This window comes from Pseudarthrobacter scleromae (assembly GCF_014644515.1).
In the GTDB taxonomy this organism is placed as follows: domain Bacteria; phylum Actinomycetota; class Actinomycetes; order Actinomycetales; family Micrococcaceae; genus Arthrobacter; species Arthrobacter scleromae.
The window spans coordinates 289,968-315,020 of the sequence record NZ_BMKV01000002.1; the positions used below are offsets into that span (position 1 = coordinate 289,968).

Here is a 25,053-nt window from a genome sequence, read left to right on the forward strand (position 1 = left end):
GGCCGTTCAGGCGCGCCGGGTCTGCTGTTCCGTAGACAGAAGACTGGCGGCCTCTTGGGCAGCGGTGAAGCCGGAGCTGATAGCGGTTTCGGTGTAAAGCGTGCCAAGGTAGTCGCCGGCGAGGAAGACCCGCTTGGATGGCCTGGTGAGGACGGGCTGAAGTTTCGCCCTGCCCGGGAAGCAGTACGGGGATCCGAATTCGAACTTTTCGACGCGGGCTTCTTCCACGATGCTGGCAAAGCCCGGGAAGATATCGTCCAAATCCTGGATATAGGTCTTGGCGATGGTTTCGTTGTCCACGTCCCACAGTTTCCGGCCCATGCTGGCAGGGGAGAAGGTCATCATGCTTCCGCCGGGCTGGCGTTCCTTCTCCACTCCGCGGACCAGGCTGCCTTGGTTGAGTGCGACGGTGAATGACTTGTCCGCTGCGGCGATGCCGTAGGTCCCGTCGTAGGGCATGGGCTTTGTCTCGTTGGTGAGGAAGGCGCCTGCGACGTGCGGTCCGTATTCGATTAGCGACAGGGCCTCGCGGAGGTCCTCGCCCAGGTTGACCGCTACCTTGTGGGTGATCGAGGCAGGGGTTGCCATCACTACGGTGCGGGCCTTGACCTCATGGGCAACGCCGTTCTGCGTGTAGCGGACCACGACGTGGTCGCGGTTCTGGACTACCTCGTCAACGACTGCTCCGAGCTCGACCCTGTCCCGGATGGTCTGAGCGATTCCTTCGGTGAGGGTCGATGCCCCGCCAACGATGGCACGGCCCAGGCCCTGCCCGATGTTCCAGATCAGGCTGAAGTAGCCAATGCCCGCGCCGGCGGACAGCTGGTCAGGATCCGCGGCCGAGCGCATGACGACCGGGATAAAGAACTTCTTACCATCTTCGGACAGGTCGCCAATGTAGTCGGCGAAGGTGCGGTCGTTCTCGAAGTCGTAGATGCGCTGCTGGCGCACTTCGGGGGTCTCACCGGGTCGGGCGGCGACCGCACGGGTGTAACGGAGAACATCGAGTGCGAGTTTGGCGCCGGGCTTCATGATGGACAGGCGGCCCTTGTTGGACATGGGGAACCGGAAGGGATAGGTCATGACCGGGCCGGTGGTAAGGAATTTTCCGTTCAGTGCCATGCCCTGCAGTGACCCAGGAATGCGCATGGAGCGGGTTCCGGTTTCTGCCAGGAGTTCCATGGTCGAGCTGCCTCCACCGGCGTACATGTGGCCGCCCCAGTTCATCACGTACGGGCCGCGCTTTTCAGACATGACCCGGCCACCTACCCTCTTGGAGTCGGACTCCAGGACCTGGATGTCCCAGTGCCGGAGCCGCCATGCCGCAGAGAGTCCTGCCAGGCCGCCTCCGATGATTACTGCATCTTTCATGGGATGTTCCCTTCAAATAGTTTTTGCTTGGCGCCTAGCGGAAGTCACTGGCAGGCTGGAAAAGCGGTTTGAGCGATTCCTGGAGCGTCATGTAGCGGGCGAACAGCTGATCGTAAACGGCTGCATTCTCCGGCTGGGGCTGGAAGGACCGGTCTACTTCCACCGCGTTGCGGGCGGTGGGGACAGCAGAGTCCCACAGCCCTACGCCCACACCGGCGATGAGCGCCGCACCGCGGCAGGCAGCGCTTTCCGCTCCGCGCAGGGTGTGTACTGGCACCTGCGTGGCATCCGCTTTGATCTGGCACCAAGCGTCGCTCTTGGACCCGCCGCTGAGCGAAATAATCTCCTTGACATCAACTCCAAGCTGCGCGGTCGAGTCAATCATCCGGCGCAGTACCATGGTCACGCCCTCCATGATCCCGCGGGACAGGTGCTGCTTCTTGTGGGCAAGCGTCAGTCCGAAGATCGCTCCACGGGCATAGTTGTCCAGGTCGGGCGGACCGGATCCTTGCAGGTGGGGCAAGACAATGAGCCCCTCACTGCCGGGATCCACTTGCTTCACTTCCTGGTCGATCAGGTAGTAGGCATTGATTCCACAGAGTTCTTCGATCTGCGTCTCGGCAGCGCAGAACTCGTCGCGGTACCACCGCATCACCATTCCGCCCGTGGAAAAGTTGTGCAGCATGTACTGCCCGGGGATTGCTGCCGGGAAACACGGGACGCGGCCGGCCGGATCAAGGGCCAGCTGCTCTACGATGGTCACGCTCGTGAGCGCAGATCCTGTGCTTTCCGAAAAGATCCCGGGAACGGCGTTGCCGACCCCCAGGGCGCCACATGCCTGGTCGAGTGCGCCAACTGAGACGGGAAGTCCGGAGGGCAGGCCGAAATCGGAAGCCCCGGCGAGGCTGACATCTCCGACGATTGCGCCCTGTTCCGCAATTTCCGGAAGCTGGTCTTCTGTCAGACCCAGGTACTCAAGCATCTCTGGCCAGTAGTGGCGGGTATTGATGTCCCACAGGATAGTGGAGCAGAGCAGTGAGTCTTCACTTACCAGCCGGCCGGTCAGCAGGTAGACGAGATAGTCCTTGAGAAGAACGAACTTGGCTGTTCGTTCGAAGACCTCGGGCTGGTGACGCCTCAGCCACAGGATCTTGGCTGCCGGCCAGATGGCGTCCATAGAGACCTGGCCGGTGGTCTTGTGGATGGCGGGGCGTCCGAAGTGGGCTTCGATTTCTTCGGACTCGGCGGTGGCCCTGGTGTCCATCCAGACGATTGCCCGGCCGATCGGGGTGTTATCGGCGTCAAGGCAGAGCAGCGTCTCACCCTGGGCAGAGAGGCCGAGCACCGTCAGGTCGCCGGCAGCTACCGGAAGGTCGCGAAGGACTCCCCGAACGGCAAGGGCGAACGTGTTGGTGTATGTCTCGGGATCGAGTTCAACGTGCCCGGCGCGCGGCGTCAGCAGCGAGTACTCTTCGGAGTTGCTGCCAACCTCGGTACCTTCGACATCGAAGACGGCGGCCTTGATGGCTGTAGTGCCAACATCCACCCCCAGGAGGAACGAACTCATCGGTCTTCTCCAATATTCGTGTCGATCTTTACGAGCTCTTCGAGGTTGTCACGGAACGATCCGCCGGGGACGAAGGTGCCCTCGAACAGTGCCCCTCCCATGGTGTAACCGAACGGTCCGATGTCCTGCATGCGCCGGATTCGTTCCGCCGAGTTAATGCTGCCGGCGATGATCAAATTCTCGCCCCCAAGCTGATGCTCGACAAGCTTCGCGAGCTGGATCGGGTCACCTTGGCTGAACCGGTAAGCAACGAGGTCGATGCCGTCCACGCCGAGTTCGCGGAGTCGTACTGCATCTTCCAAAATCTGCTCCGGCGTGCCCTTCAGCTCGATCGGCGACCCGCTGATGTCGCCGCAGAACGGGAAGTACTTGAGGCCGGCAGTCTGTACACGCTCCATGACGGCGTGCGAAAACAGGCCTCCTGTGAAGTATTCGATACCGCAGTCAATGGCGAGGGAGGCGGCGTTGAGCAATTCCTTCTCATCAAAGTTCACGATCTCCAGCACGGGGGTCTTCCCTGCCGCCTTGAAGTCGCCGGTCAGCTGCTCCATTTCAGTCGTCGAGAGGCCAATGTCCTTGAAACCCCAATACTGGACAGGAAGGTCGGCGGCATCCCTAAAAATGTCGCGCGCGTTGGAAACTGTCACGTCGTGGTGCGTAAGCATGACAATGATCTGAGGCTTCAAAATATTCAATCTCCAGAGTTCGAGTGAGCGGCGTTCTTCGGACGACGCGGTAGCCGCAGAAGCGGAGAAAAGATGGGCGGATGGCTCCAAACCAACACTGCACTGGCTCACTTCAGATGATGCTCCCGATGCCGTTTTCGACCCTCGACGAGCGGTAAAAGCTTCGATGCCCCTGCCACCCGCGTCATTGTCCCGTATCATCGCGACAGACAAGAAGTCCCAAGTGATGCCCAGTTGTCCTACAACTTCTGATGAGAAAGACTATAGGTGAGCCGTGTCACCATGTCAACGCTTGTAAACCTGTTCTAAAGTTGTCCTACCTGTGTACTATGGCGGACATGTATAAAGAGGTTGGTGCCGTCGATGGAGCGGGCAAACAGCTGATCGAGGACCCCGCGCATCGGCAGAGTGCAACCGAACGGGCCGCTGAGGCACTGCGCAACCGGCTGCTGCAGGAGACATGGTCAGCTGGCGATCGTCTGCCGTCGGAGTTGGCGCTAGCCAAAGAACTTGGTGTCAGCCGGGTGAGCATACGCGGTGCGCTTGCCCAATTGGCTGGGGAGGGCATCCTCAGTAGACGGCATGGGTCAGGAACTTACGTCAACTCGGTCCGACCACTCGTTCGCAGCCTTCACCTGAACGTGGGATCGGATGAACTGATCAAGTCCCGCGGCCATGCCCCCGGTATCTCGGAAATGTCCTGGAGGCATGAGGCGGCAGACGAAACAGTCGCCGACCGGCTGGGCATTCCGGTCGGCACAGCGGTGCTGCACCTCTACCGGGTCAGAACCTCTGACGGGCTACCCGTGACCATCTCGAACGACTTCGTCGCGGCTTCCCTGCTCCCGGACCAACCACTGAGCATGGGGCCGTCGCTGTATGCGTTCCTCTCTGACGTCTGCGGGATTGACGTTAAATTCGGTGTTGCGACCTTGGAACCGTCGCTCGTGAGTAATGATTATGCAGCAGTTTTCGGCGTCGATGCCGGCGAGTTGTGCCTGACGATACAACAGGTCGACTACGACCTTTCAGAGCGACCCGTTTCATATTCGGTCGAATACCACCTTGCCAGCGCGTCCGATTTCCACTTGGTTCGGCAAGGGCCGTCAATTCCCGGTACCAGACCTCTCCACTTTGCCGGTACGTGAGTTCCGGTGCGTGGCCAAAAGATTTGCTATTCCGCCTGACAGAGGGAACGAGTCCAGTTGAAGTACCAGTCCCACGAAATAAGGAAACTCTGCATTGCAGCAGCCAGCAGCCGGGGCGCGAGCCAGGAAGCTGCAGCCTCGCTGGCGGACGCAACAATTCACGCGCAGGAGGCCTGCAAACCTGCGCTGGGCATTCGTCACTTTTTTGATTATCTGAACGCAATGGAGGGAGAGCGACTGGACGGTGCAGCGCGGCCCTCCATCACCCGTCCAGCAAGTGCCGTTTTTGTCGCCGACGCCGGCGGTGGAATTCCCCATGTTGCTTTCGACCGGGGATTCGATGACCTGGTCGGAGCCGCTCGGGAGTTTGGGGTTAGCGTTTTTAGTCAGCGGAATAGCTACACCTGTGGTGCCCTTGGCTATTTTGCTGAACGAGTGGCCGCCAGAGGCCTGGTGTGCATCGCAACCACGAATTCTTCCGCACACATGGCCGCCGGAGGCTCTATTGGGGCGGTGTTCGGAACAAATCCTCTTGCTTTTGCCGTGCCGCGAAGTCCGGGTAAACGGCCGTTCGTCTTCGATCAGGCATCAAGTCAGACTGCGTTGGTCAACGTTCGGGAAGCCGCTCGGGAAAACGCCGCAATTCCTGATGGCTGGGCAGTGGACTCCTCGGGGCGTCCAACTTCGAACGCCGAGGAGGCATTGCTGGGTGCCTTACTGCCGTTCGGTGGATACAAGGGCGCGAATATCGCAATGATGGTTGAACTGCTGTCTACCATGGCGGGTGCAAGTTGGTCGCTGGATGCCGGTTCATTCGATACCGGAAGGCGGAGTCCTGCCGTGGGCATGTTCCTCGTGGCGTTGAATCCCGGCCTCTTCGACCGGGGCTATATCGCGCGAGCGGAACGCCAATTGGACAGGCTGAGAAATGAATACAGAATGTCCCTGCCAGGAGACTCGCGCAAGCAGTTTTCCCCCGGAACCTGCGAGGTGGCCCCTGCTGACTTCGCCAAGCTTCAGGAATTCGCTGCTATAGCGGCCGCATCGGCTCTCCATGCCGCAGCCGGACAGCGTCGCTTAGGCTAATACCGTGGGAGCACACCTTAGCGGCTCAGGGAGCCACTCCATTTTCCAGGTACCAGCATGATTGACGGCAAGATCAAGGTCCTGCAGATGCTTGACCGCTATGGAAGTGTTTCGGCCGTTGCGGCACAAATGTCCTACACACCGTCCGCGGTCTCATACCAGCTGCGCCAATTGGCCGAGCAGTTGGGGGTCAAGTTGATTGAACCTGCAGGGCGGGGAGTGAAGCTGACTGCGGCAGCTCGCACGGTGTTGCGCCACACTGCGCTGATGCAGACACAGTGGGAGCAGATGCGCAGCGAACTTGCAGCTACAAGTGAGGACTTTTCCGGGCTGTTCACGCTGTGCGGATTTTCGACAGCTGCGACACATTTGCTGCCACATGCGACGGTCACATTGCGTGATAGGCATCCAGGGCTGCGCGTCCGCGTCGTGGAGGCTGAACCCGTCCATTGTTTCGAACTGCTCGAAGCGGAAGAAGCCGACTTGGCACTGGTGATGGTCACCGCTGACACTCCATCACAGGGCGATGAGCGATTTGATCAGCAACTGTTGCTTGACGATCCGTTGGATCTCGTCGTGCCTGCCAATCATCCGCTTACCCAGCGCGAAAAGGTCACTCTTGCGGACGCCGCTTTGGAGCCCTGGTCAATCGGTACCCCGGGCGGGGCCTATCACAAACTCACGGTTGCTGCGTGCGTAGCAGCAGGATTCACGCCGATTATTGCGCATCAAGCTGATGAATGGGAGACAGGTGCTGCCCTGGTTGCCCAAGGGTTGGCGGTAATGCTTATGCCGCGCCTCGGTGGAATCCATACACGGTGGCCTGTCACCCGGATCCGGCTCTCCGGCGAACCGGCGCCTGCCCGCCGTATCATGGCCGCCACCCGTAAAGGGGGAGGCGATCATCCGCTTGTGGCGCAGGCACTCGACCTAATTAAAGCCTCGGCTTCGAACCTGTTTGCAGATGATTTCCCTCCGTTCGCCAGATTGCACGATCAGGGAGCCTTCGAATAACCGCGCAGATGCGACTATGCCTTCCGTTCCCGGCCAAGGAGCGGCAATGACGCTCCTTGTGAGCAAACAACCCCGCCATTGATCGTGACGACCGGACTGAACCAGCACCCGAAATGTCGGACAGCCCCGGAGCTTCCCAGTTGGATCAGAGCCTACTTCCGGGGGTTCCGCCGCTATGGGCTGCTTTTTCCATCAAGCGCACTCCCACAAGATTTGTAGGACAACTTTTTATTGACAAGACAACTTGTCGCCGCAATCATGGGTGTGGTCTACGCCACCCCAATTTACCGGCTTGGGCCAGAGGCTTGTCCGCGGCCCTGCACGAAAGAAGTGCTGACAAGGATGACAGCGTTCGTTATGGAGGACAGCATGCAAGGAACTGAAACCCACCCACGTGGGGCCCGCCAGTTTGTAGGAACTGCGGTAGTGGCCGTGGCCTCCTACGGCCCTGAATCTACCGTTCTGCAGCTCGTGACATGCACCGGAGAATACGTTGCCTATACGGTTGAGGACGTTCCCGACCACGCGAGTGCGGAAGAGCTACAACGCTCTGGCCTGCCTCTTTCTGTAAAAATTCAGGAGTCTGGAAAGCAGTGCTGGGCAATGGCACTGACATCCGTTGGCCCGCGTCGTAAGGAAGTTACCCTGGGCGCCGCACTGGCGCTCCAGCAAGCAGGAGTACACGCCGTGGTTGAGGGCGGCCTGCAGGCGCATGTCCCCTGCTCTGCACACTCAGCGCCTGTGCATTAGTCGGCTGTCGGTTAACAGCTAAAGGGCCCCTACAGGGGCCTCAAAAGCGACGTGTGCGAGTCCCGGCATGGGGGAATAGTTGCTCCAGCTCCAATCACTAAACCAGCCGCAAACAGTTACGTCATGGCCCCAGGTCCTCATGGCTGAGTTTGATGCTTGTCGTCTCATGTCTGGCGGAGGAAAGTCCGTTGGCGCTACCTCATTGCACATGGAATTCAGCAAAAATTCTGCACGGTTAGGCGAGAAAGCATTTGCTTGTCCTTCAAGGGTGAGCCAGCACACACTTAGTCCACGAGGTCACGCCCTCGCACTTCTAAGCAGTATCCCTAACGTCAAAGGAGACTCGCATGACCAGCGTCACCACCACCAGCATGGCCAAGTCTCAGTCGGCCACCATCAAGCTTCCCCTTGCGGTCAAAGGAAGTGCGCCCCAGGCACCATCCTCCTGTGCCACCTGCGTAGTAAAAGCCTGCCAGTCCCAGCGCCGGTGATAGCAGACCTCTTAGGACTGCTGAGCGCTGCTTGCCGCCGGCAGCATGCGAGGTGGCACGGCCAGCAGCCATGCCCTCGTCCTTCTGAGGTCGCACTAAATTGCCATCGCTTCCGGCCCCAGCGACAAGAGTAACAACATAGGCCAATTTTCCGGCCGGTACTGCAGCGTGGACTTGGTGCGTGGCAGTACCACAGCAATTTGAAGGAAAGAGACGTCATTTGAAACCACCGATCGCCAAAGACGGGGCAGGGGCAGGGGCCCTGATGGCTTTCGGAGCAATATGGTCTGCTCAACTGGCTGGCGGCCTGACAGTGGCATTGTCAGACGGGGCCAGTGTCGAAGACATGACTTGGGTGCGCCTAGTCTGGGCCAGCCTGATTCTGATCCCGATTGTTCGTCCGTGGCGACTTACTTATAACCGGTCGACGATCCTGATCTGCGGGCTTCTGGGCACCGTTTCTGCGGCAATGATGATGCTGTACGTCATGTCGATCGACAGACTGCCTCTCGGTACATCAACAGCGCTGATGTTCCTTGGCCCCTTGGCATTAGCGGTGGTCCGGGCCAGCAAATCAGGTAAGTGGTGGGCGGTCGTAGCAGCCCTCGGCGTTGTAGCTCTCACGGAACCTTGGCAGGGCGGGGCGGACCCCTACGGCGTCCTCTACGCACTGGGAGGAGGCCTAAGCTGGGCACTCTACATTCTGCTCAGCCAGCGTGCAGGGGATAGCGTGGGCGGTTTACACGTCCTCGCCATTTCCTTTCCCGTCGCGGCCATTGTAACTACTGGCGCGGTAGGCGGTGCAGTAGTAACTCGAATTCCTGTGGAAATGATCTTCAACGGTTTCGTCCTGGCAATCCTGCTGCCAGTGCTTCCATACATCATGGAATTAGCGGCACTACGACGGATGACAGCAAGTTCCTTCGGGATCTTAATGAGCCTTCAGCCTGCGGTGGCCGTTGTCATCGGCATCGTCGTCCTCGGCCAAGTTCCAAAACCGAACATGCTGGCGGGAATCTTGCTGGTGCTGGCGGCCGGGGTTGGCGCAACCCGAAACGGAGGACGAAGAGCGAAGCCGCAAACACTTCCCACCACCGATACAGAAGCAAGTTACCAAACAGGAGGAATACACGGCCGTGAAGATCTCCGGAAGCGGTGAAGCAACACCCGCACTGCACCTTGAGCCTCCCAGAAGGCTGGAAAGCAGGCTCGGCTAAGAAATGTCCGCAATGGAGCGCTCACTGGCTCTGACTGCGGCCATACCTTCGGCTTGGGTTCACCGGACACGGCGTTTTCCCTTGCGCCCAGTTGATTTGCTTCCGGACGGGGGAACCCCTGCAAGTCTGTATGATCGCGCCTGAGCGTCAGGCCCAGAGACCACCCCCGTAAAGCCCTCCGGAAATGGATAGGCCGAAATACATTCCATCATGATGCACTTTCTGGCGGGAAGAGGTCGTATCTCCTGCCGGAACTACAAGTGCAAAATCACGGAACTGCACTATACAAAATCACCTCCTTCCATCCAAACCGCGTCGATTGATGAAAGTTTTTACGCGATCCATGACGAAACCATTTGCTTGTTTCTCTTGGTGACACCGGCCACACTTTTGTGACGGCACCACACGAAGTCCTGTGGATCACCGGAGACTCAATCCCCCCATCGCATAAGGAGAGCTTTATGAGCATTGCCAGCAAGCAGATCGCGTTTAGTGAGATCCCAGTCATCGACATCGAAACTTTAGTTGACGGAAGTGACGCGGAAAGCGTCGCCCGCAAGATCGGAAAGGCCTGCGAGGAGGTCGGCTTCTTCTACGTCAAGAACCACGGCGTCCCGCAGGAGATGATCGACCGCGTTTACAAGGCCGCCGAAGATTTCTTCAAGCTGCCGCAGGAGGTCAAGGAAAGTCTCCACGTCGCCAAGTCAGGCCCGACTCTTCGTGGCTACATCCCGCCGTACGGTGAAAACGCTGACCCGAAAAAAACTCGCGACCTCAAAGAGGTTTTCGACTACGGCGTCCACACGGACGAGGTATCGCCCTTCTTCGGCCCGAACCCCAACCCCACCGAAGAAGAACTTCCCGGGTTCAAGGAAACTTGCGAGGAATACCACGACGCCATGATGGCGCTGGCTCGTAAGCTGGTCAGTGCTTTTGCCATCAGCCTGGACCTCCCGGCCAATTACTTCGAAAAGAAGCAACAGCATCCCATCACGATCCAGCGCTTCCTTCACTACCCCGCCCAAACTGGGGAAGTCACTGAGAAGGAAATTGGCATCGGCGCCCACACCGACTACGGGTTCCTGACAATCCTTTCCCAGGACGCCGTCGGCGGCCTGCAGGTTCAGAACAGCGTAGGCGAATGGATCACCGCCCCTTCCATCGAAGGTGCCTTCGTCATCAACATCGGCGACCTCGTCAAGACCATGACCAACGGCCGCTACTCCTCGACCGTGCACCGGGTCGTCAACACCAGCGGAGCCTCTCGGTTCTCAGTCGGATTCTTCATTGACCTCGACTACGACGCTGTCGTTGAAGTCGTTCCCACCTGTGTGGACAAGGACAACCCCGCCGAGACTGCGCCCTTTACCTGCGGCGAGTACAAGTACGGCCGCTTCGTAAAGGTCTACCCCCACCTGCAGGAAACTGACAAGACACTTACCCCGGCCTCCTAACAAAACCCCCGGGCTTTAGGCTTTTTCCGCGTTTGGCCTTTCCTGCTTTGTTGGCTTCTGCCTTCTGCTCGTCAAATAGCGCTGTTCGATCCGATTGAAAAGCTTCACCCCCGGCGACTGCAGGCTGGCACCGGGGGTGAAGCTACTGGCTCATCTGGCTTGCTGCTGGCAGCGAGAACTGGTGAAAACTGCAGGATGGAATAGAAGCTATTTCAAAGTAATTGAATCTCCCGGCGCCGGCAGCGCATCCGCAACACGCATCCCGACAGTCGGGAGCCGGCGTCGGGACCCCAAGCCGGATCAGGCTGAACCAGGGCCTAAGGCCAAAAGAGATTGCATTAGTGGGCCAAGGCTAAGCGGTTTTCTCATTGTCCCTCTTTTGCATGTCCTTCAACGCCGATAATTGATCGTCATCAAGTAGAGCAGGCACCGGAGTGTGCTGGGGAAGCGAACTCTTAGCCTGAGTCAGGAAGAAGACACCGGCCTTCTTGCGTTTCCGGCAAGGAGCGGCGCTTCGGCGATACCTGGGATAGTTACTGCAGTGAGGGCCCTCAGGACGTCGAACGCCCGTCAAATGCAGCAGCAGATGCGCGTAGAAGGCGGGCGACTGTGTCCGCGGGCGTGCTCGTCGGCCGGCGCCTGTCAAACCGTCGGAGAACAATGCGTCGGGTCCCCAACCCGGGGACGTCCAGGACGTCCATGCCGTCCTGCACCACACCGCGTAACGCCAGGGTGGGTACGATGGCAGCGCCTTCCCCCGCAGCGACGAGCGCGAGGGCAGTAATAGTGTCCTGGTACTGATGCACAGTCTCGACCGATTCACTTGTCGACTGACGGAGTCGCCCGAGTACTGACGCGTTGGCGGCTGATGACTCGACGCCGAGCCACGGAAACGGCAGCCGCCTGAGATCGATATTCTCGGTGGTAAGAAGGGTGCCCGAGGGAACGACCAATTTCCATGGCTCATCCATAAGGGGCTCATCCGTCATTCCTGCAGACATGGCGTGCTGCTGGTCTGTCGTGGAATCGAGCTCGACCACGACAGCATCGAGTTGGCGCTGTCGAAGGAGCCGCATCAAAGCCGGAAAGTCATCCTCAACGATCCGGATCTGCAGTTGCGGGTACTCGCTACGCCACGTCGGCAGTCGGGGGATCACAACTGCTCGGACAAAGCTCGTGAATCCGCCCACGCGCACCACCCCCGCGACGTTCGCTCCGCTTTCCATCCGGGCACGGGCGACGCTCAGGATGCGTTCAATGTCTTCGCCGGCTTCTGCCATCGCCATTCCCGCCTGCGTCAACACCGAACCTTTGGGTGTGCGCACCACCAGGGCGTGCCCCGTCTCGCCCTCCAACTTGCTCAGCTGCTGCGATACGGCCGATGCCGTGATCCCCAGCTCGTCAGCTGCGGCAAGAACTCCTCCAGTACGGGCAACGGCCAGCAACACCCGGAGCCGACGCGGATCAATGTCCATGTTAAGAAATTCTAAAAGGCCCCTTTATTTAATTGCAATTGATCTAAACACCGCTCTTCCTCATAATTGCTCTTGAAGGGCCCTAATACTCGACCCGCCAAAGGACCCATCACGGGGAAGGCGGCCGACCCCTGACTGAAAGGACACAATGGAACTGCTGTGGGAAATTTCCGGCTGGGCGGGTGCTGTTGCGATACTCACGGCCTACCTGACCGTGTCCATGGGGTGGTTGAAAGCGGGAAGGGGCTTCCAAATAGCAAATCTGCTGGGTTCCTGCGCCTTCATCGTTAATGGCACGTTCCATGAAGCATGGCCGTCGGTAGTCACCAATATCGCCTGGTTCCTCATATCGGCAGTAGCGCTTTTTCGCTTGCGGTCCACAGCCGAGTCGCTGGTTGCAACTGGCGATGTCCCGCACGCGCAATTTCCGGGCGTGCCTGACACAACCGCTCAACTGGCTGTCGTTAAAGCTGCTTGAGCAGCCCGGTTTACCTTTCCAACTCAGCGAGCCGGCAGAGCGACTGCGCTGCAGGTTCAGCCGCGGATGCGCATGTCTCTCATCTCCTGCTTAGCAGCAAGGCCGAACGCCGATAATAAATATTCTGTAAAGCTGGGGGAGCGGGAAAAAGCGCCCGTGGTGACGGTGCGACCGTGGAGCAAAGCGCCGGCAACTGCAATGGCTTGTCATAGGTCGCTGCAATACTTGCGGCATGAACTCCGCACCCCGTCGCCTAGATGTTGTGGGCAGCAATATGGCCAACAGCCTCAATAAGGCTGTTGGCTACTACCAGCACATGGCCAAGAGCATGACGGCTAATGATGACACTCAGACATATCTGCGAAGCGCGATAACTGCCGCCCAAATATCGCTAGAGCAGCATTTGCGAGGCTATGACTCATTCGATGCGCTTGCTTTCACTCGGCTCGCTGCCGGTCCGTGGGATTTCACTGGCCTCAGGGAAAGCGAAAGCCATGTCGAGGGTTCCCAAGCTGCCCAGGATGTCGTTGCGCTAACGCTGCTGGGGATGGGGCTGCCACGGCAACCGTTAACGGGGAAAAACTCCGGTCAACCAAACCCTGCAGAAGCGCTTCGTCTGGCTGCGGACATTGTGACCGCGGCGCGAACACTCGCCCTGTTTCGCGGCCAGAGAGCGAACCAGCCGCTCGGAATTCTCGCTGGTGAGTTCATGGGGTACGAGCTGTCTGTCCGCGGACGCCAGTATGAATCGATCGCCCAGGAAGTCAATACTGAGCTCCTCGGTCACCCAACCGTCTCGTCTGTCTTGAGCAACGTACTCGGATTTACTCTCAACGACGTCCGTGCTGTCCGCGAGGCATCAACGGCCTTAATGAACGATCGCTTGTTTGGCGCCCGGGACAGACTTGGGGAAGCCAGCAAAGCCGGCGTACCGGCCGATCCGGAATCTTTCAGGCGCGACATTAATCTCATGATGAATGAGTGCCGGTTGTTCGGCGCCGTTTCGGCTGCTGATGTCGCTGACCGTTCTGGGGTCGACGAATCGACTGTGCGTGCCATCCTGGACTTCTTAAGCACCACCCGGCCGGTGGAAACCGACATCAATCCAGTCCTACGGTTCGTTGACGGTGAACTTCCCGCTCCGTGGGGATGCATTGCTGATAGCGATGAATACCTCCTTCTCAACGGTTTCCTGAGCGAAGATGAATTGCGCCGGAATGTCGAACGAGGCCTCATCTCGGCTGCTGCCGAGAAAAAGGGCGGAGCCGCAAAACTGTGGCCGAAGTATGACAAACGGCGTGCTGTTTACTCCGAGTCGAAGGCTGCGGAACTACTCAGCAAGCTCTTACACGGGGATAGGCCGCTCTGGGAAGGGCAAAAGTACATTGGCCCGGTTGATACCAGGGACACACCCAGCCTGGGCCGTGAGGCCGACCGTACTGCTGTAGAGACTGACAAGTACGAGTCTGACATTTTGTTCCTGGTCGATGGAGTAGCTCTTTGCGTTGAGGTAAAAGCCGCGTCAATCACCGAGAAATCCCGCAGTGGCAACCCCCAGCGGTTAGCCAAGGATCTGCAGAAGACTCTCAAGGAGGGCAACGAGCAAGCCGATCGATTGACGCGCCTCATAAGCACAAACGGAGGCGTTTGGAATGTCGAAGGCGAATGGCTCGACTTGTCTTCAGCCTCCGAGATTCACTCAATCGTCGTGATGCTCGACGACATGGGCCCCCTATCCCTGTCCATGAATGTGCTGGCGAACGAAGGCATCATCGAATCTGACGAAGTCCCGTGGATCGTCAGCATGCACGACTTGACCGTGATAAGCCGAACCGTCGATCACCCCGCCCAGTTTCTCGAATACCTGCGGCGTCGCAGAAGCCGCAGGCTCGCGACAATGGTCGATGGCGTCGACGAGTTGGACATGTTCATGTGGTTCCTCACCGGAGGAATGTACTTCGATCCTGACCCGCACGAGATAGCCAAACACATGCCAGTAGAGTCGCCTGTCAAGGGCTCCGAAGTGCGCCGCTACGAAGCGCAGCCTCGTGTTCGACTAGGCACGCTTACTGACGCACTCGATGCATGGTTCTACTGGCAAGAAGCCCTTTCACGGACTGAGGCGGCAAAACCATGCAGGCGTGAGCAGCCGTGGGTTGAGCAGTATCTATCCGCCAGCGAAGCAGCCAAGACTTCTGGATGGCTGCGATTTGGCGCCGACTTGGTCGCCCTAAGCGAACGCGCCCAAGGAAATATTGGGAAGAATTTAAAGGAAGTGAGGCGGGCAGCACGGGATGGTGGCATTGAACGCAGCCTGACAACTCACGGTGTTAGTCTCTACGGTTCCTGGCTGCTCACGGTTTGCGTCGCGCCAAAAGATGCGAGCACGCACCACCTTGCTGAGTATATGGACGACAAGCATTACCAGACGCACTCCGACAGAGCGATGTTGCTGCTCTATCAGCCTGACGGAACGCTAATCGGAACGCGCTACTTGGGCACGCCACAAGAACGAACCGCCGACCGCGACCAGGCCATAGAAATCACGCCGCTAACAGATCTTAAAATGACCTTCACTCAACTACCTCCCAGTGCTCGTCGCAGCACAGTCCGCCTGCGTGGCGGGCGAGGAAAGAAGAAACGCAAGTAGCCGCCCAGCCAATGCACGACCGCCACCGCCAGATAGTCCCTTGCGCGTTCAACCGCCGCGAAGCGGCTAACTAGCCAGCCAGCGAGCTGGAATAAACGGTGATGCTCTGGGCGGTCTTTGGCGGACCTGGCGCAGCCGACAGGACAAAGGCCTGCGGTTTCGTAGACCGAACCGGGGGAGGGATGAGGCTCTTCATAACATTCGTCGGACATGGAATCTCTCCCTCTTCGACGGCAAACTACCATTCAGCTCTTACGGGTGTGGATCGACGTAGATTCTAAATCGATCCACACCACGAGCACTCAGCAACAGCGACAAGCCCCCTCACCCAATAGGCGCCGGCCCCAGCTCATCGAGCAGCTTCTGCATGGCCACATAAGCCTTGTTGCGGTAGGCGATCAGCTCGGGGGTACGCTCCGCGGGCACGTTGAGGAAACCGGCGCCGGTCTTAGTGCCCAGCTTCCCGGCCTCCACCAGGTCGCTCAGGATTTTAGGGGTGGCGAACCGTTCCGGGAACTCCTTCTGCAGGGACTTGTAGCAGAAGTTGTACACGTCCAGCCCGGCCATGTCGGCAATGGCAAAGGGCCCGAAGAACGGCAGTCGGAAGCCGAACGTGGTGCGCACCAGGGTGTCCACGTCGTCCGCCGTCGCGATGCCCTGCTCCACCAGCTGCGCCGCCTCGTGGAACAGCGCGTACTGCAGGCGGTTGAGCACAAAACCGGTGGTGTCCTTGACCACGGCGGTCTGCTTGCCGGCGGCATGGACCAGCTCGCGGACGGCGCCCACGGTGGCGGCGGACGTTCCGGCGTGCGGAATGATCTCCACGCCGGGAATGAAGGGCGACGGGTTGGAAAAATGCACGCCCAGGAACCGTTCCGGGTTGCTGACCGGCGCGGACAGTTCGGCAATGGAAATGGTGGAGGTGTTGGAGCCGATGATGGCGTCTGGCCGGGCCGCTGCACTGATGCGGGCCAGCGTCTGGTGCTTGACGGCCAGGATTTCGGGGACCGCCTCCTCGATGAAGTCCGCGTCCGCCACGGCCTCCTCGATGTCCTTTGCGGCCCACAGGTTCTGCTTCAGGATCTCGGTGGAACCGGCAGGGAACAGCCCATCGGCCACGAACTGGTCTGACTCAACCAGAAGCCGGTCGTAGTTTCCCTGGGCCACCTCGGCGGACACATCGGAAAGAGCCACGCGGGCACCTCCCAGCGCCAGGACCTGCGCGATCCCGCCGCCCATGTAGCCGGAGCCCACGATGGCGATCTTCCGGGCGCCGGGAGCGCCAGAGCTGGAACCGATAGTTGGGTGGGATGGGTTTTCGGTCATGATCAGACTGCTTTCGTGGATTCGGGTTCGTAGGAGCAGATGGCGTCCACCTTCGCGGCGGAGGCCGAGGTCTCGTCAAACCGGTAGCCGAGCCATTCGCCCACCAGTTTCTTAGCCAGTTCCAGGCCGATGACGCGCTGGCCCATGGTGAGGACCTGCGCGTTGTTGCTCAGCACCGAGCGCTCCACTGAGTACCCGTCGTGGGCCGTGACCGCCCGGATTCCCGGGACCTTGTTGGCCGCGATGGCCACGCCCAGCCCGGTGCCGCAGATCAGCAGGGCGCGGTCCGCCTCGCCCTGGGCCACCTTGCGGGCGGCGTCGACGGCGACGTGCGGGTACGCGGTGGTGTCGCCGGCACCAACGCCCACGTCCAGGACGGACGCAACACGGCTGTCAGCTTCGAGCATCGCCTTCAGCGCGTCCTTGTACTCGACGCCGGCCTCGTCGTTCCCGATGACGATCCGCCATCCCGCCGCAGCGCCGGCGCTCATGCCTGGGCCCCCTGTCCGGCAGCCACAGCAGCCATGGGAGAGGACAGGGGTGGCGAAGACTCGAAGTAGTCAGAGACCCGGGTGGCGATCAGCGCAAAGGACACCGCTCCCGGATCCGGGTGGCCCAGGCTCTTTTCGGCCAGCGGCCGCGCCCTTCCCTTCAGCGGCCGCAGGGATGCGGTGGCGTCGGCCGCCTGCCGGGCGGCGGTCACCGCGGAGGCCAGCGCCCCGGTCACTGGCGTGCCGCCGTCGAACGCCGCAACGAAGGCGTTCCGGAAGGGAAGCAGTGCATCCACCATGGTCTTGTCGCCCACATCAGCCTTGCCCAGGGTGGTGACGGCGTCCGCGAAGGCGGTCACGGCGGCCGCCGCGTCCCCGCCGCTGTACGAGTCCTTGTTGCCGAGGGCCCGCCCTGCCGCCGCCAGGGCCGATCCCCAGAGCGCCCCCGAGGTGCCGCCGGCGCGCTCGCTCCACGCTTCGCCTGCCGCGGTAAGGACGCGGTGAACCGAAAGTCCCGCGCCAACAGCTTCGCCGGCCGCCGCCACCGCGGCGTCCACGCCCCGGCGCATGCCGACGCCATGGTCGCCGTCGCCGGCAATGGCATCCAGCCTGCCCAGTTCACGTTCATGGTCGACGACGGCGTCCCTCGCCTGGGCGAGCACGGCGGCTGCCAGCCGGCCCAGCCCGGCTGCTGCCGCCGTCGTATCTTCCCCCTCGGCGGCCAGGGCACCTTCCGGTGCGGCCACTTCCCGCCGTGCCCGCGGCGCCATGCTGCCCTTGCGGTACCCGGGGCTGTCGGCCGGGGCTGTCCAGTAGCGCTCCAGTTCGTCGTCCAGCCACAGCAGCGTGAGGGACAGGCCGGACATGTCCAGGCTGGTGACCAGCTCGCCGCATTCCGGCTCCACGATGGTCAGGCCGGCGGCGGTGAGGAGCTTGTCGATCTTGCCGAACAGCAGGAACAGTTCCTCGTACTTCACCCGGCCCAGTCCGTTGAGGATGGCCACCACACGGCTGCCGGCATCATCGGGCTTGTCCCGGAGCAGGCCGGAAACCAGCAGTTCGGCCAGTTCGGACGCCGTGGGCATGGGATGGTCCGAGATTCCGGGTTCGCCATGGATGCCCAGCCCGAGCGACATCCCGCCGGCCGGCACATGGAACAGGGGTTCGGCAGCGCCCGGCAGGGTGCAGCCGTCGAACGCCACGCCGAGGGACCGCGTGCGGTGGTTGGCCAGCACGGCAAGCCGTTCGACCCCGTCCAGGTCCAGTCCCGCTTCAGCTGCGGCGCCGGCGATCTTGAAGACCGTCAGGTCCCCGGCGATCCCGCGGCGTTTCTCGATCTGGTCCAGCGGGGCGCTGGCGATGTCATCCGTGACCAAAACGGTGCGGGTCTCGATGCCTTCGGCGTTGAGGCGCTGCTGCGCCTCGCCGAAGTGGATCACGTCCCCGGCGTAGTTGCCGAAGCTGAACAGAACGCCGCCGCCCGCGTTGGCCGCCTTGGCCACCCGGTACGCCTGCCCGGCTGACGGCGACGTGAAGATGTTGCCGCACACGGCGCCTGCGGCGAGGCCAGGACCCACCAGGCCGGCGAAGGCCGGGTAGTGGCCGGAGCCGCCGCCCACCACCACGGCCACCTGGCCGGCGGGCACCTCGGTGGAGCGGACAACGCCGCCGTCCACCCTGGCCACGTAGCCGCGGTTGGCTGCCACCAGGCCGTCCAGTGCCTCCTCCGCAAAGTCTGCGGGGTTGTCAAAGATCTGGGTCATGGTTTCCTCATCGAATCCTCGGGTTGGGATAGGCCGTGGTGCAGCGATTACACGCGGGCGGGCTGGGCCGGCTGCTGCCGGCCCTGGGCTACCTGGCTGCTGCCCAGGGCGTATCCATCGGTCTTGGGGATGACGTGCCGGCGGAGGTAGTCCTGGTTGCTGGCGGAGACACTCAGTCCGTCCCCGCCGTAATGCTCGGTGCAGAGGATCCCCTGGAACCCGGCTGCCAGGGCCACCTTGAAGGCCTCCCGGTAGTTGATGAGTCCGCTCTCCATGGGAGACGGCATCGCCACATACATGTCCCGGGACGCGTCCTCGTCCCGGAGGTAGTTCTTCATGTGCCAGAAGTTGGCGTACGGGAGCGTTTTGGCCACCAGTACCCGCCAGTCCTCCACCGGCCGGTGCAGCCGGATCAGGTTTCCAAGGTCCGGGTTGAGGCCCACATTCGGGAGACCAATGTCCTGGACAAGGCGCACGGACGAATCTGCGGTGCCCAGGTACGTGTCCTCGTACATTTCGAGTGAGAGCAGGAGGCCCACCTCGGCGGCGTGCCGGCCGAGTTCCCGGAGGCGGGTGACGGCGTTGCCCCAGGTTTCCCGGTCACCCTCCGGGTCCTTGTGCCCTTCAACCGTCCAGAACCACAGCTGTTTCTGCTGCTCCGGCGTGATGGCCTGGTGGAGTCCAAAGGACACAACCTCGCAGCCCAGCTCCGCCGCCGCGTCAATGGTCCGGTGGCTGTACGCCAGGTTGGCTTCCCAGTTCCGCCCGTCAATGACGCTGCGGCGGATGGCGGAGATAGCAGGGGTGCCGATGCCCACGTCCTGTGCCGTCTGTTTGAACTCAGCCAGCCGGTCAGGGCTCAGGTCGCCCGGGCGGACCCAACTGTCCGTCAGGTCCGCGTTGGCGAACCCGGCCTCCTTGACCTCGGTCAGCACCTCCGCCCAGGCGGACGGATCGGCGTCGTTGATGTGGGTTCCCTGCGCGCTGGTGCCCGGGAAGGGCAGCATGGCCGCGGTAATGGGCCAGTTCTCGGCGGTGTAGGCCATGCCTAGACCGCTTCCTGCGTCTGGAGCCTGTCCAGTTCCTCCGCCAGGACGGCCAGTTCGACGCCCGCCGGCCGCTCAACGGTGCTGCGGATGGCTACCGCTGCGCCGCTGTGGGCTGATTCGAGGACCGATTCCATGACCTCGAGGGCGTGGTAGGCCATGGCCCCGCCTGCCCGGGGCTCGGCCCCCGCAGGAGTGGACGCCAGGTCCGCGATGCCGAAGCCGCGCCCGGAGTCAACATACCCGGCGGACACCGGAAGGGTTTCCCAGTCCTCCGCCCCGAGGGAAAACAGCTGGACGTCGCCGTCGAAGTGGTTGGGGTCCGGGACCACCAGGGAGCCGCGCTCGCCGTGGATCTCGATGTTGGGCGACTTGGACTTCACGGCGTCGAAGCTCATGAACAGGGTGGAGAGCGCGCCGGAGGCGTGCACCAGGACACCGGTGACATGGGAATCGATGTTGACGGGGACCTTCTCGCCCTGCCGGGGTCCGGAGCCGATGGTGCGTTCGTTGCGGGTGTGGCTTGCCGCGCCGATGACCGAGACCACCGGGCCCAGGAGGGTGACCAGGGCGGTCACGTAGTACGGGCCCATGTCCAGGAGGGGGCCGCCGCCGGGCTGGTAGTAGAAGTCCGGGTTGGGGTGCCACCGTTCATGGCCCGGGGTCACCATCGTGGCGCTCGCCGAGATGGGTGCGCCGATCAGTCCGTCGTCGATCGCCTTGCGCGCCGTCTGGATGCCGGTGCCGAGCACCGTGTCAGGAGCGCAGCCGACGGCGACGCCCGCCTCGCGGGCCGCGTCCAGCACCTGGCGTGCCTCGGCAGTGGTGGCGGCGAGCGGCTTCTCGCCGTACACGCTCTTCCCGGCGGCGATGGCCTTCAGCGCCACGTCGGCGTGGGCGGCGGGAATGGTCAGGTTCAGGACCAGTTCGACGTCGTCCGCGGCGAGGAGTTCCTCGACGGAGATGGCGCGGACGCCTTCGTAGTCATCCGCCACCGCCTGGGCGCGTGCGGGGTCCAGATCCGCCACGGCCACCAGGTCGATCTGTCCGAGTTTGCGAAAGTTCGCCAGGTACTGCGCGATGATGGCTCCGCAGCCAATGATTCCGACTTTCAACGGCTTGCCCACAGCAGGCCCCTTTCGATGATGGTGCGGACGTTGTTGTCCTGGAGGATGTCGACCCGGTGTCCGGGGGTGGCAACGAAGATTCGGCCCTTGCCCCACTGGCGGGTCCAGATGGCCGGTGAAGTGACTTCGCGGTTCCAGGGGTCCCACTCGCGGACCTTCTGGGTGGTGGTGGCCAGGACGTCGATGTAGTCGTCGGAGAGCACCCAGTACTGCTCGGTGACCAAGTCGAAGTCGGAGATGCCCTGGGTGATGGGGTGCTCCGCGGCGGCGGGGAGCATGTTGACCGTGTAGGGAACATAGTTGTCCGACTGCTCGCCGACGCACTCGTCCGGGTGCTTGCCGGGGTGGCAGGCGAACTGGCCGCCGATCAGGTGCAGGTAATCCGAGTTATTGCGGTAGGAATCGGCGATGCCGCCGTGCCAGCCGGCCAGGCCCGTGCCGTTTTCGACGGCGGTCCGCAGCCCGGCGAACTCGTCCTTTTCGATGGTGGTCATGGTCATGCACTGCATGATCAGGTCCACTCCTGCCATGTATTCGGCGTCGGCATAGACCTTGGGGGATTCCTCGACGCGGACGTCGTAGCCGTTGTCCTTGAGGTAGGGGATGAAGAGTTCCGTGGCCTCGTACGGCTGGTGACCGTCCCAGCCGCCGCGGACCACCAGGGCGTTCTTGCGTTCTGTCATGTCGGGGGTTTCCTTTTGTTTGGCTGCCGGCCTGGGCCGGAAAGTCTGGGCCGGAAGGTCTGGGTCAGCGGCTGGAGAAGGCGGCGTCGAAAGCTGCTGCCGGCGGGGCGATTTGGGCGAGTTCCTTGACCATGGCCAGCGCCTGCGGTGCGCCGACGAGCCGGTCCATGCCGGCGTCCTCCCACTCGATGCTGGTGGGCCCGGTGTAGCCGATGGCGTTCAGGGTACGGAAGATCCGGTTCCACTGGACGTCCCCGTGCCCGGCGGTGACGAAGTCCCAGCCGCGCCGGGGGTCCGCCCAGGCCAGGTGGGAGCCGAGGCGCCCGTTGCGGCCATCGAGCTGGCGGACTGATTCCTTGACGTGCACGTGCAGGATGTGGTCCGCGAAGTCCTGGAGGAACATCACCGGATCCAGGTCCTGCCAGATGAAGTGGGACGGGTCGAAGTTCAGGCCGAAGCTCTTGCGGTGCCCGATCGCCTCCAGGGTGCGCTTGGCGGTCCAGTAGTCGTAGGCGATCTCGGACGGGTGGACCTCCAGGGCGAAACGGACGCCTACCTCGTCGAAGACGTCCAGGATGGGGTTCCAGCGGTCCGCGAAGTCCTGGTAGCCGGCGTCGATCATTGCCTCGGAGGCGGGCGGGAACATGGCCACCGCCTTCCAGATGGACGAGCCGGTGAAGCCTGTTACTGTTTTGACGCCCAGGCGCGCGGCGGCCCGTGCTGTGTCGTTCATGGACTCCGCGGCCCGGCGGCGCACACCTTCGGGGTCCCCGTCGCCCCAGATTTCCGGGGACAGGATGCCCTGGTGGCGTTCGTCGATGGGGTCATCACATACGGCCTGGCCGGTGAGGTGGTTGGCGATGGCGAAGACCTTCAGGTGGTTCTTCTCGAGGATGTCCAGCCTGCCCTGGAGGTAGTTGTCGTCCTCCGCGGCCCGGCGGGGGTCCAGGTGGTCGCCCCAGCAGGCGATCTCGAGGCCGTCGAAGCCCCACTCGCCGGCGAGCCGGGCCACCTCCTCGAAGGGCAGGTCGGCCCACTGGCCCGTAAAGAGCGTGATTGGTCGTGTCATGGCTGTTTCTTCTCCTGTTCCCGTGTTCACGGTCCTAGACCTTCTGCCACTGGCTGGAATTGGCGGCGCTGGCCTCCACGGCGGCCAGGACCCGCTGGACCTGCAGGGCGTCCGCGAAGGACGGCTCCGGCTGGCGGCCCTCACCGATTGCGGTGACCAGGTCCACCACCTGGTGGGTGAAGCCGTGCTCGTAGCCCAGGCCGTGGCCGGTGGGCCACCAGTTGCCGACGTACGGGTGCTCGGGTTCGGTGACGAAGATTTTCCGGAAGCCGGCGTCCGGGGACTCCGCCGCATCGTAGAAGGACAGGACGTTCATGTCCTCGAAATCGAAGGCGAGGGAGCCTTTGGTGCCGTTTAGTTCCAAACGCATGGCGTTCTTCCGGCCCAGCGCGTACCGCGTGGCTTCAAAGACGCCGATCGCGCCTGCGGAGGCACCGCCGTCGAACTTTGCACTGAAGATGGCGGCGTCATCCACGGTGACCTTCCCGCGGGGCGCATCGCCGCTGAGGTCGCCGTGGCCGCCCAGGCCCACGAGGTCCCCGGCCAGCGGGCGTTCCGGGACAAACGTTTCGAGCAGTGCCGAAACGCCGGTGACGCTCTGCCCGGCCACCCACTGGGCGGCGTCGATGCTGTGCGCACCGATGTCGCCGAGGGACCCGGACCCGGACTTGCTCTTGTCCAGCCGCCAGGTCATCGGGGCGTTGGCGTCGGAGAGCCAGTCCTGCAGGTACTGCGCCCGAATGTGGCGGATCTCTCCCAGCCGGCCCTGCTCCACGAACCGCTTGGCCAGCGCCAGTGCCGGGGTGCGGCGGTAGCTGAAGCCGCACATGGACATGACTCCCTGCTTGGCGGCGGTCTCGGCAGCGAGGGTCATCCGCTCGGCTTCCTCCACCGAGTTCGCCAGCGGCTTCTCGCACAGCACGTGTTTGCCTGCCTCGAGGGCTGCGATGGCGATCTCGGCGTGGGTGTCGCCGGGTGTGCAGATATCGATCAGGTCGATGTCGTCCCGCTCGATCAGGCGGCGCCAGTCCGTCTCCACCGAGTCCCAGCCCAGCTTGTCCGCTGCTGCCCTGGCGGCATCGGCATTCCGGCCCGCGACGGCGGTCAGCTGCGGCTGCAGCGGCAGGTCGAAAAACCGTGGTGCGGTGCGCCAGGCGTGGGAGTGTGCTGCGCCCATGAAGGCGTAACCCACCATGCCGACGCGAAGGGGCTGTGCGGGGGTCATGTGTCTGTCCTTTCGTGAAGTTCCAGGGTGTTACTTGCTGAAGCCGGCGGTGAGGCCGCTGAGCAGCTGCCGGCGGCCCACGACGTAGAGCACCAGGATGGGCAGGGTGCTGAGCACCACCGAGGCAAGCACGGCCGGGATGTTGACGCTGTATTCGCCCTGGAAGGTCCACAACGCCAGGGGCAGGACGCGCAGGCCCGGGCTCTGCGTGAGGACCAGCGGGAGCAGGAAGCCGTTCCAGACATGCAGGCCGTTGTAGATGGCGACCGTCACGATGGCGGGGCGGGTCAGCGGCAGGGCAAGCCGCCACATGGTCTGCCACTCGCTGCAGCCGTCCAGCCGCATCGATTCGAACAGTTCATTCGGCACGTCGCGGATGAAGTTGGACAGGATCAGTACGGTCAGCGGGATGGCAAAGGCAATGGAGGGAAGCATGAGTGCCAGCAGGCTGTCGTACAGGTTCAGGCGGATGATCATCAGGTAGATCGGGATGATCGTGGCCTGCAGCGGAATGGCCAGTCCCATCAGGAACATGCCATTGACCAGTTTCAGGAACCTGCCCTTGCCCCGGACAATCGCGAAGGCGGCCATGAACGAGATCAGGACCGTGGGGATGACGGCACCGAGAGTGACGATGGTGCTGTTCATGAAGTACTGCGCGAAATCCGCCTCGAGGACCATCTGGTAGTTTTCCAGCGTCGGGGAGGTGGGAAGCGCCAGCGGATTCTGGCCGAAGTACCCTTCCTGGGTCTTCAGGCTGGTGATCACCACGTAGTACACCGGGATGATGATGATGGCCAGCCAGATCCAGCCGCCCAGGCCTGCCGGGACGTTCAGCTTCCGCATCCGGGATCCCAGCCCCCGCTTTGGGGCGGCGGCGTTGGTCCGGGGGCCGGCGGGAACTTCCTCGGTGCTGCTTTTCAGGACTGTGCTCAC

Annotated in this window: 21 protein-coding genes; 8 read left to right on the forward strand and 13 right to left on the reverse strand. The window is 62.1% G+C overall.

The annotated features are described in order from the left end of the window. Positions 1–6 precede the first annotated feature (6 nt). From IEX33_RS06230 to IEX33_RS06240, 3 genes are read right to left on the reverse strand one after another with little or no spacing between them, the layout of a single operon-like run. Positions 7–1,371, reverse strand: coding sequence for a protoporphyrinogen/coproporphyrinogen oxidase (locus IEX33_RS06230; RefSeq protein WP_188728623.1), 1,365 nt, complete (start codon positions 1,369–1,371; stop codon positions 7–9). Positions 1,372–1,405: 34 nt separating this feature from the next. Then, positions 1,406–2,938: a xylulokinase gene (locus IEX33_RS06235; protein WP_188728625.1), complete on the reverse strand. Its 1,533-nt coding sequence runs from the start codon at positions 2,936–2,938 to the stop codon at positions 1,406–1,408. Further along, positions 2,935–3,585 carry an aldo-keto reductase family protein gene (locus IEX33_RS06240; RefSeq protein WP_188728627.1) on the reverse strand — a complete coding sequence of 217 codons (651 nt, stop codon included), beginning with the start codon at positions 3,583–3,585 and terminating at the stop codon, positions 2,935–2,937. Before IEX33_RS06240 ends, IEX33_RS06235 begins: the two co-directional genes overlap by 4 nt. Before the next feature lie 377 nt (positions 3,586–3,962). On the opposite strand from IEX33_RS06240, the gene IEX33_RS06245 reads away from it, so the two are divergent. The 6 genes from IEX33_RS06245 to IEX33_RS06270 all read left to right on the forward strand — a co-directional run bounded on the left by IEX33_RS06245 (position 3,963) and on the right by IEX33_RS06270 (position 10,784). Continuing rightward, positions 3,963–4,772 (forward strand): GntR family transcriptional regulator, encoded by an 810-nt coding sequence (locus IEX33_RS06245; protein WP_188728629.1) that lies wholly within the window; start codon positions 3,963–3,965, stop codon positions 4,770–4,772. Between the two features lie 57 nt (positions 4,773–4,829). Beyond that, positions 4,830–5,858, forward strand: coding sequence for an Ldh family oxidoreductase (locus IEX33_RS06250; RefSeq protein ID WP_188728630.1), 1,029 nt, complete (start codon positions 4,830–4,832; stop codon positions 5,856–5,858). Positions 5,859–5,915: 57 nt separating this feature from the next. Then, positions 5,916–6,872: a LysR family transcriptional regulator gene (locus IEX33_RS06255; protein ID WP_188728632.1), complete on the forward strand. Its 957-nt coding sequence runs from the start codon at positions 5,916–5,918 to the stop codon at positions 6,870–6,872. A gap of 1,097 nt (positions 6,873–7,969) precedes the next feature. Then, positions 7,970–8,113 carry a hypothetical protein gene (locus tag IEX33_RS06260; protein ID WP_188728633.1) on the forward strand — a complete coding sequence of 48 codons (144 nt, stop codon included), beginning with the start codon at positions 7,970–7,972 and terminating at the stop codon, positions 8,111–8,113. 181 nt (positions 8,114–8,294) lie between these two features. Beyond that, on the forward strand, positions 8,295–9,272 hold the full coding sequence (locus tag IEX33_RS06265; RefSeq protein WP_188728635.1) for an EamA family transporter: 978 nt from the start codon (positions 8,295–8,297) through the stop codon (positions 9,270–9,272). Between the two features lie 519 nt (positions 9,273–9,791). Further along, entirely contained in the window at positions 9,792–10,784 is a 993-nt protein-coding gene (locus IEX33_RS06270) for an isopenicillin N synthase family dioxygenase (RefSeq protein WP_188728638.1), read from the forward strand. A 551-nt stretch (positions 10,785–11,335) separates the two neighbouring features. On the opposite strand, the gene IEX33_RS06275 is transcribed toward IEX33_RS06270, so the two are convergent. Next, positions 11,336–12,259, reverse strand: coding sequence for a LysR family transcriptional regulator (locus IEX33_RS06275; protein WP_188728640.1), 924 nt, complete (start codon positions 12,257–12,259; stop codon positions 11,336–11,338). 148 nt (positions 12,260–12,407) lie between these two features. Here IEX33_RS06275 and IEX33_RS06280 point away from each other — a divergent pair, with 148 nt between their 5' ends. Together IEX33_RS06280 and IEX33_RS06285 are read left to right on the forward strand one after the other, a co-directional pair. Beyond that, the gene (locus IEX33_RS06280; protein WP_188728642.1) at positions 12,408–12,737 is read left to right on the forward strand and encodes a CBU_0592 family membrane protein; all 330 of its coding nucleotides are present in this window, start codon (positions 12,408–12,410) and stop codon (positions 12,735–12,737) included. A gap of 232 nt (positions 12,738–12,969) precedes the next feature. Beyond that, entirely contained in the window at positions 12,970–15,387 is a 2,418-nt protein-coding gene (locus IEX33_RS06285; protein ID WP_188728644.1) for a hypothetical protein, read from the forward strand. A 324-nt stretch (positions 15,388–15,711) separates the two neighbouring features. On the opposite strand, the gene IEX33_RS06290 is transcribed toward IEX33_RS06285, so the two are convergent. The 9 genes from IEX33_RS06290 to IEX33_RS06330 form a co-directional block, all read right to left on the reverse strand. Next, positions 15,712–16,713, reverse strand: coding sequence for a 3-hydroxyacyl-CoA dehydrogenase family protein (locus IEX33_RS06290; protein WP_188728646.1), 1,002 nt, complete (start codon positions 16,711–16,713; stop codon positions 15,712–15,714). Positions 16,714–16,715: 2 nt separating this feature from the next. After that, entirely contained in the window at positions 16,716–17,204 is a 489-nt protein-coding gene (locus IEX33_RS06295) for a ribose-5-phosphate isomerase (protein WP_188728648.1), read from the reverse strand. Next, positions 17,201–18,967, reverse strand: coding sequence for a dihydroxyacetone kinase family protein (locus IEX33_RS06300; RefSeq protein WP_188728649.1), 1,767 nt, complete (start codon positions 18,965–18,967; stop codon positions 17,201–17,203). Before IEX33_RS06300 ends, IEX33_RS06295 begins: the two co-directional genes overlap by 4 nt. 47 nt (positions 18,968–19,014) lie before the next feature. Beyond that, entirely contained in the window at positions 19,015–20,013 is a 999-nt protein-coding gene (locus IEX33_RS06305) for a sugar phosphate isomerase/epimerase family protein (protein WP_188728651.1), read from the reverse strand. Positions 20,014–20,015: 2 nt separating this feature from the next. Then, positions 20,016–21,140 (reverse strand): Gfo/Idh/MocA family protein, encoded by a 1,125-nt coding sequence (locus tag IEX33_RS06310; protein WP_104185832.1) that lies wholly within the window; start codon positions 21,138–21,140, stop codon positions 20,016–20,018. Then, on the reverse strand, positions 21,125–21,823 hold the full coding sequence (locus IEX33_RS06315; protein WP_188728653.1) for a ThuA domain-containing protein: 699 nt from the start codon (positions 21,821–21,823) through the stop codon (positions 21,125–21,127). Before IEX33_RS06315 ends, IEX33_RS06310 begins: the two co-directional genes overlap by 16 nt. 64 nt (positions 21,824–21,887) lie before the next feature. Next, positions 21,888–22,892 carry a sugar phosphate isomerase/epimerase family protein gene (locus IEX33_RS06320; RefSeq protein ID WP_188728654.1) on the reverse strand — a complete coding sequence of 335 codons (1,005 nt, stop codon included), beginning with the start codon at positions 22,890–22,892 and terminating at the stop codon, positions 21,888–21,890. 34 nt (positions 22,893–22,926) lie between these two features. After that, positions 22,927–24,117 carry a Gfo/Idh/MocA family protein gene (locus IEX33_RS06325; protein WP_188728656.1) on the reverse strand — a complete coding sequence of 397 codons (1,191 nt, stop codon included), beginning with the start codon at positions 24,115–24,117 and terminating at the stop codon, positions 22,927–22,929. A 30-nt stretch (positions 24,118–24,147) separates the two neighbouring features. Next, complete coding sequence (locus tag IEX33_RS06330; RefSeq protein ID WP_104185828.1) at positions 24,148–25,053, reverse strand: carbohydrate ABC transporter permease; 906 nt, start codon at positions 25,051–25,053, stop codon at positions 24,148–24,150.

Coding starts and splice junctions, on each gene's coding strand:
- IEX33_RS06230 (WP_188728623.1), bottom strand. CDS start 1,371: ATGAAAGATGCAGTAATCATCGGAGGCGGCCTGGCAGGACTCTCTGCG.
- IEX33_RS06235 (WP_188728625.1), bottom strand. CDS start 2,938: ATGAGTTCGTTCCTCCTGGGGGTGGATGTTGGCACTACAGCCATCAAG.
- IEX33_RS06245 (WP_188728629.1), top strand. CDS start 3,963: ATGTATAAAGAGGTTGGTGCCGTCGATGGAGCGGGCAAACAGCTGATC.
- IEX33_RS06255 (WP_188728632.1), top strand. CDS start 5,916: ATGATTGACGGCAAGATCAAGGTCCTGCAGATGCTTGACCGCTATGGA.
- IEX33_RS06260 (WP_188728633.1), top strand. CDS start 7,970: ATGACCAGCGTCACCACCACCAGCATGGCCAAGTCTCAGTCGGCCACC.
- IEX33_RS06270 (WP_188728638.1), top strand. CDS start 9,792: ATGAGCATTGCCAGCAAGCAGATCGCGTTTAGTGAGATCCCAGTCATC.
- IEX33_RS06275 (WP_188728640.1), bottom strand. CDS start 12,259: ATGGACATTGATCCGCGTCGGCTCCGGGTGTTGCTGGCCGTTGCCCGT.
- IEX33_RS06280 (WP_188728642.1), top strand. CDS start 12,408: ATGGAACTGCTGTGGGAAATTTCCGGCTGGGCGGGTGCTGTTGCGATA.
- IEX33_RS06285 (WP_188728644.1), top strand. CDS start 12,970: ATGAACTCCGCACCCCGTCGCCTAGATGTTGTGGGCAGCAATATGGCC.
- IEX33_RS06290 (WP_188728646.1), bottom strand. CDS start 16,713: ATGACCGAAAACCCATCCCACCCAACTATCGGTTCCAGCTCTGGCGCT.
- IEX33_RS06295 (WP_188728648.1), bottom strand. CDS start 17,204: ATGAGCGCCGGCGCTGCGGCGGGATGGCGGATCGTCATCGGGAACGAC.
- IEX33_RS06300 (WP_188728649.1), bottom strand. CDS start 18,967: ATGACCCAGATCTTTGACAACCCCGCAGACTTTGCGGAGGAGGCACTG.
- IEX33_RS06305 (WP_188728651.1), bottom strand. CDS start 20,013: ATGGCCTACACCGCCGAGAACTGGCCCATTACCGCGGCCATGCTGCCC.
- IEX33_RS06315 (WP_188728653.1), bottom strand. CDS start 21,823: ATGACAGAACGCAAGAACGCCCTGGTGGTCCGCGGCGGCTGGGACGGT.
- IEX33_RS06320 (WP_188728654.1), bottom strand. CDS start 22,892: ATGACACGACCAATCACGCTCTTTACGGGCCAGTGGGCCGACCTGCCC.
- IEX33_RS06325 (WP_188728656.1), bottom strand. CDS start 24,117: ATGACCCCCGCACAGCCCCTTCGCGTCGGCATGGTGGGTTACGCCTTC.